This is a genomic window from Shewanella chilikensis (genome assembly GCF_002836945.1).
GTDB classification, from domain to species: domain Bacteria; phylum Pseudomonadota; class Gammaproteobacteria; order Enterobacterales; family Shewanellaceae; genus Shewanella; species Shewanella chilikensis.
On the sequence record NZ_NIJM01000022.1, the window covers coordinates 1 to 14,540 of the forward strand.

10 protein-coding genes are annotated in these 14,540 nt (G+C 54.1%); 9 read left to right on the forward strand and 1 reads right to left on the reverse strand.

Translation table 11 applies throughout. The features are described 5' to 3' along the window. Positions 1 to 358 precede the first annotated feature (358 nt). Positions 359 to 1,885: a peptide MFS transporter gene (locus tag CX651_RS10105; RefSeq protein WP_101055895.1), complete on the forward strand. Its 1,527-nt coding sequence runs from the start codon at positions 359 to 361 to the stop codon at positions 1,883 to 1,885. 89 nt (positions 1,886 to 1,974) lie between these two features. On the opposite strand, the gene CX651_RS10110 is transcribed toward CX651_RS10105, so the two are convergent. Further along, complete coding sequence (locus tag CX651_RS10110) at positions 1,975 to 2,235, reverse strand: DUF1289 domain-containing protein (protein WP_263619455.1); 261 nt, start codon at positions 2,233 to 2,235, stop codon at positions 1,975 to 1,977. A gap of 474 nt (positions 2,236 to 2,709) precedes the next feature. On the opposite strand from CX651_RS10110, the gene CX651_RS10115 reads away from it, so the two are divergent. From CX651_RS10115 to CX651_RS10145, 8 genes are all read left to right on the forward strand, one after another. Then, a complete protein-coding gene (locus CX651_RS10115; protein ID WP_101055896.1) occupies positions 2,710 to 4,053 on the forward strand; it encodes a class I SAM-dependent methyltransferase in 1,344 nt (447 codons plus the stop codon). Positions 4,054 to 4,254: 201 nt separating this feature from the next. Continuing rightward, positions 4,255 to 5,304 (forward strand): 3-oxoacyl-ACP synthase III, encoded by a 1,050-nt coding sequence (locus CX651_RS10120; RefSeq protein ID WP_101055897.1) that lies wholly within the window; start codon positions 4,255 to 4,257, stop codon positions 5,302 to 5,304. Between the two features lie 101 nt (positions 5,305 to 5,405). Continuing rightward, positions 5,406 to 6,392, forward strand: a complete 987-nt coding sequence (locus CX651_RS10125; protein WP_101055898.1) for an alpha/beta fold hydrolase — start codon at positions 5,406 to 5,408, stop codon at positions 6,390 to 6,392. A 1-nt stretch (position 6,393) separates the two neighbouring features. Next, entirely contained in the window at positions 6,394 to 8,259 is a 1,866-nt protein-coding gene (locus CX651_RS10130) for a fatty acid CoA ligase family protein (RefSeq protein ID WP_101055899.1), read from the forward strand. Between the two features lie 108 nt (positions 8,260 to 8,367). Beyond that, positions 8,368 to 9,450 carry a 2-alkyl-3-oxoalkanoate reductase gene (gene oleD / locus CX651_RS10135; RefSeq protein ID WP_373296822.1) on the forward strand — a complete coding sequence of 361 codons (1,083 nt, stop codon included), beginning with the start codon at positions 8,368 to 8,370 and terminating at the stop codon, positions 9,448 to 9,450. Between the two features lie 9 nt (positions 9,451 to 9,459). Continuing rightward, on the forward strand, positions 9,460 to 9,603 hold the full coding sequence (locus CX651_RS19850) for a hypothetical protein (RefSeq protein WP_157822678.1): 144 nt from the start codon (positions 9,460 to 9,462) through the stop codon (positions 9,601 to 9,603). A gap of 290 nt (positions 9,604 to 9,893) precedes the next feature. Beyond that, complete coding sequence (locus CX651_RS10140) at positions 9,894 to 10,784, forward strand: ABC transporter ATP-binding protein (protein ID WP_101055901.1); 891 nt, start codon at positions 9,894 to 9,896, stop codon at positions 10,782 to 10,784. 10 nt (positions 10,785 to 10,794) lie between these two features. After that, positions 10,795 to 14,352 (forward strand): ABC transporter permease/M1 family aminopeptidase, encoded by a 3,558-nt coding sequence (locus CX651_RS10145; RefSeq protein ID WP_101055902.1) that lies wholly within the window; start codon positions 10,795 to 10,797, stop codon positions 14,350 to 14,352. Positions 14,353 to 14,540 lie beyond the last annotated feature (188 nt).

Sequence of the window (14,540 nt, forward strand, 5' to 3'; positions counted from 1 at the left end):
ATTTTGATCCTTTCAGTGAGATCGTCAAGCGATCTGTCTTAACTGATCGGCATTACATCAAAGGGCGGTTTTTTTATATCAAAGGCGCCGATTAAAGCGATTCTAATCTTGGCTGATTGATGATTTTGATACTGATAAGAATTCGCATTAACTAATGGCAAGCCTTATGACAGCTGGGTTTGCTCCGCTTTACTCTTTAGAACAATCCTGTTTTGTTTAAAAAGTAATCAATGGGGTTTGAGCTGAGTAGGAGAATTGCGACAAAGTGTGTTTTGCCCCAGAGTTGGCGTTGGATTGTGCGGCCTGCAGTTTTATACTCGTCTGACAATTATTTCAAATCAAGATGGAAGCAAGCAAAATGACATTAGGGTCTCCTAAGGTAAGCAAGACACATTCTTTTATGACTGTGTCACTTATCGAGCTATGGGAACGTTTCGGTTATTACGGTATGCAGGCGCTTATCGTGTACTTCATGGTACAGCGTCTAGGGTTTGAGGACAGTCGCGCCAACCTGGTATGGAGTGCCTGTGCCGCATTGATTTATGTGTCGCCGGCGATTGGTGGCTGGGTCGGGGATAAAATTCTCGGTACCAAGCGCACCATGTTGCTCGGTGCCGGTATCCTGTCTCTGGGTTATGCCTTGATGACAGTGCCGACCGAAAACACCTGGTTCCTGTTTTCGGCTCTGGGGGTAATTGTTGTCGGTAACGGTTTGTTCAAGCCCAATGCCGGTAACCTGGTGCGTAAAATCTATGAAGGGGACGACTCCAAGATAGACAGCGCCTTTACCATTTACTACATGGCGGTGAACGTAGGTTCCACCTTCTCCATGTTGTTGACTCCCTGGATTAAAGATTACGTCAATGCCAACTATGGCAACGAGTTCGGTTGGCATGCGGCCTTTGCCGTCTGCTGCGTGGGTCTGCTGGTGGGACTGGGCAACTACGCCATGATGCGTAAAACTCTGGCCAACTATGGCTCAGAGCCGGATACCCGTCCGGTGGAAATGAATAAGCTGTTTGCGGTACTCGGCCTGGCGGCCCTGTCTGTAGTGGCTTCAGCCTTTATCCTTGAATATGAAGATGTGGCCCGCGCCTTTGTTTACACCGCAGGTGCTGCCGTACTCGGTATCTTTATCTACCTGATTAAAAACAGTGAAACCAGTGAGCGGGCCGGTTTGATAGCCGCCTTGGTACTGACGGTACAAACAGTATTCTTCTTTGTGTTCTACCAGCAGATGTCTACCTCGCTGGCGCTGTTTGCCCTGCGTAACGTCGATTGGAACTTCCAAGCCTTTGGTGTCGATCTGTGGACTTGGTCACCGGCGCAGTTCCAGGCCTTGAACCCTATCTGGATCATGTTGCTTAGCCCTGTGCTGGCCTGGGTTTATGCCTCTGCCGGACGTAACAACAAGGATATTTCCATCGCCGCCAAGTTCGCACTGGGCTTTGCCGTAGTGGCTCTGGGTTTCTTCATCTACAGCTTCGCCGGTATGTTCGCCGTTGATGGCAAGACCTCTTCCTGGGTGATGATCTGGGGTTATGGTGCATACTCACTCGGTGAGCTGCTGGTAAGTGGTTTGGGCTTGGCTATGATTGCCCGTTACGTACCTGAGCGCATGGGTGGCTTTATGATGGGGGCTTACTTCGTCGCCTCGGGCATCTCTCAGTATCTGGGTGGTGTGGTGGCCAACTTCGCCAGTGTGCCTAAGAACATCACAGATCCGCTTGAGACTCTGCCTATCTACACCAGCTTGTTCAACAAGTTGGGAATAGCGGCGCTGGTTTGTACCTTTATCGCGTTGGCGGTATTGCCGCTGATGCGTCGTTTGACTGAAACTCATCATTCCCATAACGGAAATGGTTCTGCCGACTCAGCGCAGTAATGTCTGAGTGACCTATACATCCCCAAAAGACCGCAATCGCGGTCTTTTTCTTTATTGAAGTCTGGGTTGCCTTGAACGCTTAAGCTATATCACTCTTTTTTGCTTGTTTTGCTCTTGTCGCTATGCCCAAGCCTGGCCTCTGCCTCAAGGTATTTGGCTCTGCTGATAATGCCGCTGTTTTCCATGCCCGAAAAGGCGCGTTTTCGCTCCGGGAGTTTGGCAATAATGGCGCGTTTATCTTTATCCGGGCAACGGCTCCAATTGACGATTTCATCTATATGGCGCAGGCAACCCATACAAAAGTCGTCTTCATTGAGGCCGCAGCGCGCCACGCAGGGAGATTGGATCATTCAATATCCTTCTTATCAATATTCTGTTCAGCGGCGGAGTGTAGCGCCGTGAATTGGCGCGATTGATTTCGCTCGACCAATTTCACTCGACCATTTCATTAGATTGAGTTCGTTCGATTGTTTTGTCAGCTTGAATGCACCAGTCTATTGCGGCAGGTGCAAAGGTAACAGCTTTGAGCAAATTTATACCTGAAAACAGCGGCGGCAGCTTTCATTGCCAGGCCGCCAGGAAAGATGATAATCGGGCTTTAGACATAGTTTATTGAAGCAATAATCCACTTTTAATCAATTTGTTATGTGAATTTGTCTTTACTGCTGGTTTTTCCCTTGGCTGTAAAGCTACCAGCAAGAGGGAGACTCAACCCCAGTTTTTTCGCAGGCTTTGCCCCCTGTTTCCTGCTTGGGTGGCGCTATTTTCCTCAAAGGCAACCAGGGGCTATAATGCGACCCTTTTAAGTTAATCGGGCCAGTAAAATGTGTGACTGCCAACAGAATTCCCCCCGGCAAGCCGAGCCTGTGGCCGGCAGGGTTGAAACCCAGCTGACGGCAGTTGATTGCAGCTTGCCCGAGGTGAAAGCAGAGCTTCGACAGCTCAGTCAGTTGTTGCTCTCAAGCCGCGCGCTTTGGAGTGTCAGGAGTTTCGAGCACCGCAAACTTCCCTGGCAGCAGCGCTTTGCCAAGCTGGCCGCGGCGCTTTGGGCTATTGATGACGATGCGCTTGAGACTGTGGATGCCAGTCAGTCATTGTTGTTGGCAAGGCTCTGGCCGGCCTTGGCTGCAGATTTGAGCGAGCAGGAATTGGCCCTGTGGGACAAGAGACACTTTGCCTGGCATCTCTTTGATTATCCGGCACCTGAGCTGGATAATGGCCAACCTAAGCTTTGCGCGTCAACCGAGGCCCGGCTCAGTGCCGGTATCAAGGGCCGAAAATGGCAGCAGATAAGCCGCTTTGCCAATACCATAGCCACCCATAACAACCCCTTTCCTTTATTGGAGTGGTGCGCCGGAAAAGGGCATCTCGGGCGCCTGCTCAGCGCCTTGAGCGGCAAGGCGGTATTGAGCCTGGAGTGGCAAGCATCTTTGTGCGAAGCCGGCGAGCTAGCGGCAAAGAAACGTAACTTGCCGCAGCAATTTGTCTGTGCCGATGCCTTTGCCGCCGAGCCTTGTTATCTCAAGCCCAAGCAGCATGCTATTGCGCTGCATGCCTGCGGCGAGCTGCACCTGACGCTGCTGCGCCGCGCGGTTGCAAGTGGTACTGCCGTGGTCTCGGTTTCCCCGTGTTGTTATCATCTCTTGCCCTCCGGCGATATCACTCCCTTGAGTCAAGGCGCCCAAGAGCAGGCGCTGCGACTGGATAAGACGGCGCTGCAACTGCCGCTTAATCACAGTGTTATTGCCAATCAAAAGGCGCGCGCCGACAGGATCAAAGAGGTCAGTTGGCGGCTCGGATTCGATAGTCTGCAGCGTGAGCTGCGCGCTCAGGACTCTTATCTGCCACTGCCTGCGGTGCGGCAGAGTCAGCTTTCCGGCAGCTTCAAGGACTTCTGTCTTTGGGCCGCGGCGCAAAAGGGAGTGCTATTGCCTGAGGCGGTGGATTTTGCCGCCTATCAACGCTTGGGGGAGCAAAGGCGCAGATTAACCGCTCGTATTGACTTGGCGGCACATCTGTTTCGGCCGGTTATTGAACGGTATCTGCTGCTCGATAGGGTATGTTTCCTGTTGGAGGCCGATTACCGGGTGCAGCTCGGCGCCTTTTGTGAGCAGGCCACCACGCCGCGCAACGCCTTAATCCATGCCTGGTTGCCTGGTAGCCGCTAAATGAAACAACAAGGCCCGCTTGGACAGAGATGCCTCTCAAGCGGGGAATTAGTCGGCGCCAAGTACCGGCTTAATGCGTTTTTTATTGAATACCCCGGCGTTTCTTGGTCAAATGACGCCAGCCTGGGGCATAAGACTTAATTATCACGACCCCAAAAGATAACAAGGGCACAGAGCGCCCGAGAGAGTGATTGGCTTTTCATGAATTATTCCCGTGTGTATATCAATAGTCTGGCTTATGAGTTGGCGCCGGAAATGGTGTCCAGCCGCGAGTTGGAATCCCGGCTTGCGCCGCTTTATCAAAAATTCCGTATCCCTATTGGGCAACTCGCTGCTCTGACGGGCATTGAGGAGCGTCGTTGGTGGCCCAAGGGCTTCAAGGTCTCCCAAGGCGCAGTGTGCGCCGCCCAAAAGGCGCTGGCCGAGACTGGGCTGGATCCCAAAGCGCTTGGCGCCTTGGTATACACAGGCGTGTGTCGTGATCAGCATGAGCCGGCCACGGCCTGTGCTGTGGCTTCTGAAATAGGTATCGGGCGCGACTGCGCCGTTTTTGATATCAGCAACGCCTGCCTGGGAGTCCTGTCCGGTATTCTGGATGTGGCCAACCGTATAGAACTGGGGCAGATCCGCGCCGGTATGGTGGTGTCCTGTGAATCATCCCGGGAGATAGTCGAGGCGTCCATAGAGCAGATGCTGGCCGATCCCAGCATGGCGAACTTTGCGGCGTCTCTGGCCACTCTAACCGGCGGCTCAGGTGCCGTGGCCGTTATCCTCACGGATGGCAGCTTGCCGCTTACCACCTCCCGCAAGCATCAGTTGCTTGGTGCCAGTCAGTTGGCGGCGCCTGAGCATCATCAGATGTGTCAGTGGGGCTTTGTCGAGGTCGGTAACCGCCTCTACCGCGAGGTGATGCGCACAGATGCCGTTGCCCTTCTGAAGGAGGGGGTGGAGCTGGCGCGCCAGACCTGGGAGCAGTTTTTGCAGCAGCGCCAGTGGCTTGCCGGACAAGTGGATAAGGTTATCTGTCATCAGGTGGGGGCTGCCAACCGAAAACAAGTACTGGGCGCCCTGGGCATTGCCGAGCACAAAGAGTTTCCCACCTTTGCCCGCCTTGGCAATATGGGCACTGTCTCTTTGCCTGTGTCGGCGGCGCTGGCCCACGGTGAAGGCTTTTTGCAGGCAGGCGACCGGGTGAGCTTTCTTGGCATAGGCTCGGGACTCAACTGCATGATGCTGGGGCTGCGCTGGTAAGCCCTTGATACAGGCTTTAGACAATGCCATTTGACAATGCCCATTCGACAGAGCCCATTAGAATAGTGCCTAAATAACCAAAATTAATAACAGGATAGCCAATGGCCACCCTAGATACACTCTTCCCGTTCAAGCGTCATTTCATCACGCTCGGCGGCCACAAACTGCATTATGTGCATGAAAAACCTGCCGGGATTAACGGCCAACGCCCCGATGCCGTGGTGATGGTGCACGGTAACCCCAGCTGGTCTTTTTACTACCGAAACCTGGTGCAGGCGTTAAGCGACCAATATGAATGTGTGGTGCCGGATCATATAGGTTGCGGCTTGTCCGACAAACCGGGCGATGATGCCTATGACTACACGCTGGCGCAGCGTATCGACGATCTGGAAGCACTGCTGGATAGTCTGGATATTCGCAGCAATATCACGCTGGTGCTGCATGACTGGGGCGGCATGATAGGCATGGGCTATGCCGCCCGCTATCCCGAGCGGATTAAACGCCTGGTGCTGCTCAATACCGCCGCCTTCGGTTTGCCAAAGAGCAAGCCCTTGCCGCTGGCGTTGAAAATCTGCCGCGATACCGCGCTTGGCACCCTGCTGGTACGGGGTTTCAATGCCTTCTCGTCCGCTGCTTCCTATGTGGGGGTCAAACGTGCGCCCATGGCCGCGGATGTGCGCCGTGCCTATGTGGCACCATTCAACTCCTGGCAAAATCGAATCTCGACTTTGAGGTTTGTACAGGATATTCCGCTCAAGCCCGGCGACAGAAACTGGGACTTGGTGCAGTCGATTGATGCCAGTTTGCAGCAGTTTACCCAGGTGCCGACCATTATTCTTTGGGGTCTCAAGGACTTTGTCTTCGACCGGCACTTCCTTGAAGGTTGGCAGCAGCGCTTGCCCAAAGCCGAGCTGCACGCCTTTGCCGACTGCGGCCATTATATTCTTGAAGACGCCAGTGATGAGGTGATAGCCCATATTCGCCGCTTTATTGATGAAACGGCAGTGGCAAAAAGCGCCGACGAACAAACATCTAACCCTGAAGAAAAGGCATCGGCGGAAACAACCTCTGCCGGGAGCGCTGACTGAGATGTTCCCACCCGCCGAAGACTCGCAAGTGGCCGCAAATGAACCGGCCCCAGAGGCAAACTCCGCCAAGGGGCACAACTTGTGTCGCCACCTGAAGCAGGCGGCCATTAACCAGAGCGAAGACCTGGCGGTTGCCGTGCAGCGTCGCCGCGCTGGTAAGTTCAGTTATCAGGAGCTTGATTTCAAGACCCTGGACAGCGACAGCGACCGGCTTGCCGGCGCCTTGCTCGACTATGGCTTTAAGCCCGGGATGAAAGCCGTGCTTATGGTGACTCCGGGGATAGAGTTTTTTGTGCTTACCTTTGCCCTGTTCAAGGCGGGGATCATCCCTGTGATGGTAGATCCCGGCATGGGGATCGCCAAGCTCAAGCAGTGTCTGGCCGAAGCCGAGCCCGACGCCTTTATCGGGATCCCCAAGGCCCATGTGGCCAGATTGCTGTTCGGTTGGGGCAAACCCAGTATCCGCTTGTTGCTGACGGCAGGTGAAGGCTTTCTTGGGCGTAACCCTCCTTGGGGGGGCAGCAGTGTCAGCCGTTTGTTGGCCAGGGCACCTGAGTCAGTCACGTTTCCCATGGCGCAGCTCGGCGCGCAGCAGATGGCGGCCATTTTGTTTACCAGTGGCAGCACCGGCACCCCAAAAGGCGTGGTTTACAGCCACGGTATGTTTGAGGCGCAGATAACCGCGCTGCGAAATGACTATGGCATTCGTCCCGGCGAGCGGGATCTGTCTACCTTCCCGCTATTTGCTCTCTTTGGACCGGCGCTGGGGATGGCATCGATAGTGCCTGAAATGGATGCCAGCAAACCGATAACCGCCAGACCGGAAAACCTGTTTGCCGCCATAGAGCACTATGCCTGCAGCAATATGTTCGTGAACCCCGCCTTGCTCGACCGTTTGGGACGCGGCGGAAACGGGCGCCGGCTGCACAGCTTGAAGCGGGTGATATCCGCCGGCGCACCGGCCGATCCCAAGGCGATAGCGCGTTTCTCCGCCATGTTGGCCGAGGATGTCGAAGTGCTCAACTCCTATGGCGCCACAGAATCCCTGCCTGTCTCCATGATTGGCAGCAAGGCGCTTGGCGCTACCGCCGCCATCACCGACAAGGGCGGCGGCATCTGTGTCGGTAAGCCGGTATCTGGAATAAGGGTCAGTATCATAGGGATCAGTGAAGAGGCTATCGACAGCTGGTCGCCGACTCTCGAGTTGGCGACGGGGGAGATAGGCGAAATCGTCGTTGACGGCGCTGTGGTTAACCAGAGCTACTATCGCCGTGAAGGCGCCAACAAGCAGGCCAAGATTGCCTATGAAGGCAGGCAACTGCATCGGATGGGCGATCTCGGTTATCTTGATGCCGAGGGCCGTTTATGGATGTGTGGCCGCAAGGCCCACAGAGTGGATGTCATTAAGGACGGTGAGCTACAAAAGCGCTATCTGTCCATTCCCTGTGAGCGGATTTTCAATACCCATCCTCAGGTTAAACGGTCGGCACTGGTTGGCGTTGAGCTGACGCAGAATAAGCCTGGCGGCGGGGGGACAGTCCAAGAGAGCGCTTTCTCTTTTACTGCTGGCCCTGATAGCACTTTCCTTGATAGCACTTCCCTCGATAGCACTTCCCTTGATAGCACTGCGCCCGAAAAAGCGCCGCTTATCTGCATCGAGCTTGAGCAATTCCTGTCGCCAACTGAGCAGCAACAGCTGTTTACCGAGTTGCAGGCACTTGCCGACAAGCAGCCACTGACCCGAGGCATCAGGCATTTTATGTTGCATCCTGGTTTTCCCATGGATGTGCGCCACAATGCCAAGATATTTCGCGAGCAACTTGCCGTTTGGGCGCAAAAACAGTTGGCTGGAAGCCAAAATAGATAACAGAGACAGAAACCCACTATGGCCACATCTGCACCACAATCTCAATCACCTGAGTCAATAGCCTCATCGCAGGATTTGCCCGCGGCTTTGTCACAAGAGACAGCGGTTTTGTCACAAGAAACCGGGCATGATGAACTTCATCCCGAGCTGTTGGCGCTGGCCCGGGAACTCGCGACCCGAGTCAAGCGGGTATTGGTGACAGGCGCTGGAGGCTTTTTGGGAGCGGCCATATGTCGGCCGCTGCTGGCCGCCGGTATTCAGGTAGTGGGGGTGGCCAGGGGCCATTATCCGGCGCTCGAGGCCATGGGAGCCACCATGGTGCGCGCCGATATTTGCGACAAGCAAGCATTGAAACAAGCCCTCGATGGCTGTGAGCTTATCTTTCACGTTGCCTCCAAGGCTGGAGTCTGGGGCAGCAGAGCAAGCTATTTTCGCCCCAATGTGTTGGGGACAGAAAACATCATCGCCTGCGCCCGTGAATTGGGGATTGGTTATCTGGTCTATACCAGCACGCCGAGTGTCACCTTCGATGGCAAGGATGAGGCAGGTATCGATGAGTCGGTTCCCTACGCCAGGCGTTATCTCAACCATTACGGCGCCTCCAAGTCGGAAGCGGAAGAGTTGGTGCTGGCCGCTGCCCAAAACGGCTTGAAGACAGTGGCCATTCGGCCGCACCTGATTTGGGGGCCTGGCGATCCTCATTTGGTGCCCCGCGTGCTGGAGCGAGGTCGCAAGGGCCGGCTCAAGTTGGTGGGCCGTGAAGACAAATTGGTGGACACCATCTATATCGACAATGCCGCCTTTGCCCACCTGAGTGCGGCCAGAAGCCTGCTGGCCGAACCTAGCCGCTGCAATGGCAAGGCCTATTTTGTCAGTAACGATCAGCCCCTGACTATGGCGGCCATGCTCGACAGCATTCTTGCCTGTGACAATTTACCCGCGGTGGAAAAGCGGGTACCGGCCTCTCTGGCCTACGCCATTGGTGCCATGCTCGAAGGAATATACCGACTGCTGGCTATCAAGCAGGAGCCGTTGATGACCCGCTTTGTCGCCAAACAGCTTTCCTGCAGCCACTACTACGATATCTCAGCCGCCAAGCGCGACCTGGATTACAGGGTCATCGTCAGTATGGAGCAGGGGATGAATAAGCTAAGGCGCTCTCTTGGTCACTTAAGCTCAAGAACATCATAAGCAAATGATATGTTGCAGCTGTTGTCCGGCACCAAGCCGGCGCTTATTTATATCGAGTTCAACGCCAAACGTATCAGGCTTACCCTTGCCGACAGTCGTCATAGTCTGGGGCAAGTCAGCCTTGAGCCCCTTCCTGAGGTGGCGCTGCAATAACTGAAATAGTCCAGCCAAAGTACCGCACATAGCGTAATCCATCACCGGCGACATCCTTTGGAGCGCGAACCAGGGGCGCCCGATCAGGATAATCCATGTATCTGCTAATTCTTCTTGATGACGCCGCAAGCCGTTGGCAACCGGCACAAGAGAAACTATTCAGCAAAAAGTTATCGGTGTTAGCGAACAAAGTATGTTAAATGGTTGATTGTTTGTTACAATTTTTGCGGATCGCAAGGTTTAAATCATGCTAGCTTGGTGATCATTTATCTCTCCGGCATGAGGAAACTATGCTCAGTATCGAAGCCCTAAGCAAGACCTATGACAACGGTGTTAAGGCACTGGATAATGTAAATCTACAGGTAGACAAAGGGATGTTTGGTCTGCTCGGCCCCAACGGTGCAGGCAAATCCTCTTTGATGCGCACCATAGCCGCATTGCAAAGTGCCGATAGCGGCAGCATTAGTTTCGACGGCATAGACATTCTCAAACAGCCGCAAAAATTGCGTCAGACCCTGGGGTATCTGCCGCAGGATTTTAATGTTTACCCCAGGATTAGCGCCTGGGACTTGCTCGATCACCTGGCTATTCTCAAAGGGATCAACAACAAGGGTGAGCGGCGTGAGATGGTGGATGGCTTACTGGCACACACCAACCTTTATCAACATAAGAACAAGGCGGTCAGCGGTTTTTCCGGCGGTATGCGTCAACGTTTCGGGATTGCGCAGGCGCTGCTTGGCGACCCTAAGCTGTTGATTGTCGACGAACCCACCGCCGGCCTGGATCCTGAGGAGCGCAACCGTTTCCACAACTTGTTGGTGAGCCTGGGGGAAGAGAAGGTGATTATCCTCTCGACCCATATAGTGGAAGATGTCTCGGAGCTTTGCGCCAATATGGCGGTGCTCGCTGGTGGTCAGATCCTGCTGCAGGGCAATCCCATGGAGTTGGTGGCCTCTTTGGAGCAAAAAATTTGGACTCGCACCGTCAGCCAGGCCGAGGCCACTAAGCTTGAACAACAGCTCAATGTGATTGCCAAACGCCTGTTTGCCGGGCGCACTGTGCTGCATGTCTGGGCCGATTCGGCGCCGGAAGGTTTTACTCAGGCAACGCCGGGGTTGGAAGATCTTTATTTCAGCACCCTGCATCGCCACCGCAACAGCAAGCCGGTTCAGGCTGCCTGAGGAACTGCCCATGTTTGTTTCCATGTTACGCTTTGAATGGCGCTACTATCTGCGGCAGCCATCTTTTTATGTTGTTTCTTTGCTGTTGTTTTTAATCAGCTTTCTATCCGTTGTATCCAACAATGTGCAGATAGGTGGTGGCGGTGAGGTGCTGAAGAACAGCCCCTTCAGCATTGCCCAGACCCTGCTGATCATGAGCTTTATCTCCATGTTTGCCGTGGTCAACTTTGTCGGTAGTACAGCGGTGCGCAACCAGCAGCACGGGATGGAGGAACTGATCTATTCCAAACCGCTGACTCCGCTGGCCTATCAGTTGGGGCGTTTTTTTGGCAGTTATTTGGTGGTCATGGCGGTGTTTTCCATGGTGCCGCTGGCGATGTGGCTCGGCTCTTTTATGCCTTGGGTCGATGCCAGCCGTTTCGGTGAAAATCAGCTCAGCTATTATCTGCTGCCCTTGTTGCTGTTGGCCGCGCCGAGCCTGCTGCTGATATCGGCGCTGTTTTATGCCATGGCCAGCCGTTTTCGCTCCATGATGGGTTTGTATCTGACAGCCGTAGCACTGCTTATTATCTACAACCTCACCGGCGAGCTGGCCAGTCAGCCGCAGTTTCGCACGCTGGCAGCCATGTTGGATCCCTTTGCACTGCGCACCTTTGCCGACGTTACCCGTTACTGGACCATAGCCGAGAAAAACACCCAGTTGGTGGAGCTGACCGGTGTTATGCTCAGCAACCGCGCCATGTGGCTTTCTCTGGCGGTCATCTTGCTGCTTGTAGCCAAGGTCTGGCGCCAACCAACACTTACTCGCAAGAAGGACAAACGCGCCGGCAAGCAGTCTGCAACACCGGCATTGCAGCCCTTGCAGCAACTGAGCCGCGCAAGCTCGCCATCGACTTCGGCACAGTTCAAGGCCCGAGTCGGCTTTGAAATCCGCCAGGTGCTCTACACAGCACCATTTGTGATTTTGGGACTGCTCACCGTCTTTAACCTGGTTGGGCCCATGTTCGGTGATTTTGGTTGGTATGGTACCTCCAACTGGCCGCTGACCCAGGACATGGTCGATAATATTGCCGGGGCCACCGGCTTGCTGATGGTGATAGTACTCATCTACTACAGCGCCGAGATTGTCTGGCGTGAGCGCAACTCCGGAATGGGGGACATAGTCGACAGTCTGCCGGTGCCGAATTTGGTGTTCTGGACCTCCAAACTGGTGGCTGTGGTGTTGGTGATGGCACTGTTGTACCTGTTGGCGACCCTGACCACAATTACTTTCCAACTGATCAAGGGGCAGTACAATCTCGAACTGGCTCAATACGCCATCAGGTTGGGCTTCTACTATCTGTTGCCACTGCTGATGTCGGCGGTTCTGGCGTTCTTCTTTCAGGTGCTCAGCCCGAACAAGTATGCCGGTATGGGACTGTTTGTCGCCTACTACCTGACGACCTTTGTGATGGCAAGTTGGGGATTCGGCCATTCGCTGTACAACTTCGGCGCTTCCCCTTATCTGGCCTATTCGGATATGAATGGTTACGGCTGGGGACTCTTGAGCCACAGCCTGTATATGCTCTATTGGGGCGGTTTCTCACTATTGTTGTTTGTGCTGGGTTATGGCCTCTATCACAGGGGGCCGAAACAGCCTCTGAAACACAGGTTTGCCCTGCTGGGCGGTCAACTGGGAGCCAAGGGACGCTTGCTGGCGGCCTTTGGGGTTATGCTGTTTGTTGCCAGCGGCAGCTATCTCTTCTACCAGACCAAGGTGGTCAATCATTACTATACCAATGATGAGGAAACAGACCTGCGTGCCGACTATGAGAAGAAATTCAAGCAGTATGCGTCTTTGCCCGTGCTGACCACCACTGCGGTCAAGGCCGACATTGATATCTATCCCGAGTCACGGCGAATCGAGGCAGATATCAAGCTTGATTGGGTCAACAAACAGGACAAGCCGATAAGCAAATTGCTGGTCAGTCTACCGTCCCACACCCGCGCGGAAGATCTCAGCATCACCTTGCCGGGGGCGACTCTGGGCGAGTTTGACGATAAATTCAATGTCAGTTGGCTGGTGTTTGACAAGCCGTTGCCGCCGGGGGAGAAAATCAGCGGCCGCATTCATTTGATTCGGGAAACCCAAGGGGTTGAAGAGTCTAACTTCGATCTGTCTGTGGTCGAAAACGGCACCTTTATCAATAATATCGAGCTGCTGCCTCAGTTTGGGTATCAGGAAGGCTATGAACTCAGCGATCGCCACGAGCGTGAGAAACGTGCTCTTGAAGACAAACCAAGAGCCAATAAGCTGGAAGACACGCGCTTTTATCGGCAGAACTTCTTTGGTGTAGACGGCGACTTTATCGACTTTGAAGCCACGGTTTCCACCTCAGGCCAGCAGATGGCACTGGTGCCCGGATACCTGCAGCGGCAATGGCGTGAAAATGGTCGCAACTTCTTCCATTACAAGATGGATAGCCCCATGGTTAACTTCTATTCGATCCTCTCCGGACGTTTCGAAGTGGACCGGCAGAAGTACAAGGGCATAGTGATCGAGGTGTACTATCATTCGGCCCACTATTGGAACGTGGAGCGAATGATAGAGTCGGTGAAAGACTCTATCGACTATTACAGCCAGGCTTTTGGTCCCTATCAACACAAGCAACTGCGTATAGTAGAGTTTCCCGGTTATCGCTCCTTTGCCCAGAGTTTTGCCAACACTGTGCCTTACTCTGAGCGTATCGGCTTTATCGCCGACCTGCGCAACTCGGACAATATTGACCCCGTCTATTATGTGACGGCCCACGAAGTGGCACACCAGTGGTGGGGGCATCAGGTTGGCGCTGCCGATGTACAGGGCAGTGCGGTTATCTCCGAGAGCCTGTCGCAATACTCGGCGCTGATGGTGATGGAGCACAAGTATGGCCCGCAGATGCTGCGCCGCTTCCTCAAGTATGAGCTTGACCGCTACCTGCGAGGTCGCTCATCGGAAAGTAAGGGCGAACAGCCGTTGCTGCGCAGTGAAGGGCAGGGCTATATCCATTACCAGAAGGGCTCGGTGATCATGATGGGGATCCGTGACCGCCTGGGTGAAGAACGGCTCAATGCCAATTTGAAGGCATTCCTTGAGCGTTACAAGTTCCGCGGCGATCCTTTCCCGACCACTCTGGAACTGCTCAGCTATCTGAAACGGAATACGGACGGTGCCGAGGCGCGTTTCATTGAGAACTCCTTCTCTGAGATCAGTCTCTATGACCTGCGTCTGACCGAGGCCAAGGTAACCGAAACGCCGGAAGGCCAGTTTAAAGTCAGTCTGGATATCTATGCCCAGCGCCGGGTCGCTTCAGAGAAGGGCGCCGAGCAGGAAGTACCGCTGGATGAATGGATTGATATAGGCGCCTTCAAGGTCAACCCGGACAAGCTCAAGCAGGATGATCAGGTGTTGTCGCTGCAGAAATATCGGCTCAAGAGCGGAGAGAACCATCTCGAACTGGTGCTGAGCGAAAAGCCTGCCTATGTCGGGGTCGACCCCTTCATCAAGCTGGTGGACCGGGATTCAGGGGATAATATTTTCAAGTTTTAGAAAACCTTATAATAATTTCTGACGTTTTGCTAAATGCCTCGCAATCAGGTTTGCGAGGCATTTTCGCCTCATGTGTTCCCCATCAATTCAGCTGTGCAATTCGGTTTGAAGGCTATTCAACTCCTTAGTTTGCTGTGCTCGACTATAGTTTATGAATATAGCCAGCCGATGACTAACTAACTTGGCTC

Coding starts and splice junctions, on each gene's coding strand:
- CX651_RS10125 (WP_101055898.1), top strand. CDS start 5,406: ATGGCCACCCTAGATACACTCTTCCCGTTCAAGCGTCATTTCATCACG.
- CX651_RS10110 (WP_263619455.1), bottom strand. CDS start 2,235: ATGATCCAATCTCCCTGCGTGGCGCGCTGCGGCCTCAATGAAGACGAC.
- CX651_RS10120 (WP_101055897.1), top strand. CDS start 4,255: ATGAATTATTCCCGTGTGTATATCAATAGTCTGGCTTATGAGTTGGCG.
- CX651_RS10115 (WP_101055896.1), top strand. CDS start 2,710: ATGTGTGACTGCCAACAGAATTCCCCCCGGCAAGCCGAGCCTGTGGCC.
- CX651_RS10130 (WP_101055899.1), top strand. CDS start 6,394: ATGTTCCCACCCGCCGAAGACTCGCAAGTGGCCGCAAATGAACCGGCC.
- CX651_RS10140 (WP_101055901.1), top strand. CDS start 9,894: ATGCTCAGTATCGAAGCCCTAAGCAAGACCTATGACAACGGTGTTAAG.
- CX651_RS19850 (WP_157822678.1), top strand. CDS start 9,460: ATGTTGCAGCTGTTGTCCGGCACCAAGCCGGCGCTTATTTATATCGAG.
- CX651_RS10105 (WP_101055895.1), top strand. CDS start 359: ATGACATTAGGGTCTCCTAAGGTAAGCAAGACACATTCTTTTATGACT.
- CX651_RS10145 (WP_101055902.1), top strand. CDS start 10,795: ATGTTTGTTTCCATGTTACGCTTTGAATGGCGCTACTATCTGCGGCAG.